This is a genomic window from Halocynthiibacter sp., assembly GCF_049608145.1.
Classification (GTDB): Bacteria; Pseudomonadota; Alphaproteobacteria; order Rhodobacterales; family Rhodobacteraceae; genus Halocynthiibacter.
Genome location: NZ_JBMYXF010000137.1, coordinates 1 through 514 on the forward strand (window position 1 = coordinate 1; position 514 = coordinate 514).

1 protein-coding gene is annotated in these 514 nt (G+C 52.3%); it reads right to left on the minus strand.

The genetic code is table 11. The annotated features are described in order from the left end of the window. The coding region (gene tssK / locus ACPGUT_RS16230) for a type VI secretion system baseplate subunit TssK (protein ID WP_423993152.1) at window positions 1-514 on the minus strand (514 nt) is incomplete at both ends.

The following is a 514-nucleotide window of genomic DNA, read 5'->3' on the forward strand; positions in this document are numbered from 1 at the left end:
ACGGCGATTTTGGTGAAGGCGGACAGATCTTCCTTGTCCAGCATCAGAACCGGGTTCGCCTTGGCAACCTTAACCGGCACAAGCGCATCGGCCTGCATTGTGTTATCGCGGATTGCGCTTTCATCTTCGGAGAAACGCGCGGCAACGCTGGCATCTGTGTTTTGCGGCTGAACCTCAAGCCCGCCTTCCATGGAAAGTGGCAGGCAAAGATAAATAATTTGGTTTGCGGTAAAGCCTTCGGAAATATCCAGAACCGGTGGCAAGTTATCCTGCCCCGGCATATCAAACGGCGTGCCGTCGGGCATAATCCCGGCGGAAGAAACGATCGCCACTTTCCCCATCGCCAGCATCTCATCATTCAAGATAAGCGAAGTGAACCCGTAATTATACGGATCGCTTCCTGCGGCCAGGCGCACGGCAAAACGTTCATGATAGCGGGTCTGCTGCTGAAAGTGATGAGGTTTCACAAACAGCCCGTCAGACCAGACAACTTTGTTAAATGAAGATGACATAT